The sequence below is a fragment of the Bradyrhizobium cosmicum genome, from assembly GCF_032290525.1.
In the GTDB taxonomy this organism is placed as follows: Bacteria; Pseudomonadota; Alphaproteobacteria; order Rhizobiales; family Xanthobacteraceae; genus Bradyrhizobium; species Bradyrhizobium cosmicum_A.
In genome coordinates this window covers 1-255 of the sequence record NZ_JASXTA010000373.1, presented here as the reverse complement: position 1 = coordinate 255, position 255 = coordinate 1, and the positions used below count along the sequence as shown (strand labels likewise).

Annotated in this window: 1 protein-coding gene; it reads left to right on the top strand. The window is 69.0% G+C overall.

The genetic code is table 11. From position 1 onward, the window contains the following. Positions 1 to 255, top strand: a 255-nt coding sequence (locus QSV46_RS40305; RefSeq protein WP_314964248.1) for a cation transporter, incomplete at both ends; no start/stop codon positions are given.

The following is a 255-nucleotide window of genomic DNA, read 5'->3' as shown; positions in this document are numbered from 1 at the left end:
AGCCGCAACCGATCGAATCGCTCGGCTGGGGCCTCAGCTTGACCGTCGGCAGTTCGCTGCTGAACTGGGCGCTCGCCCAACGCATGATGATCGGCGCGCGCGAGCACCGGTCGATCGCGCTCGAGGCCGACGCGCGGCACCTCTACACCGACGTCTGGACCTCGGGCGGCGTCGTGCTCGGCCTCGTCGTCGTGCACTTCACGGGCTGGCTCGTCCTCGATCCGCTGATCGCGATCGCGGTCGCGCTGAACATCC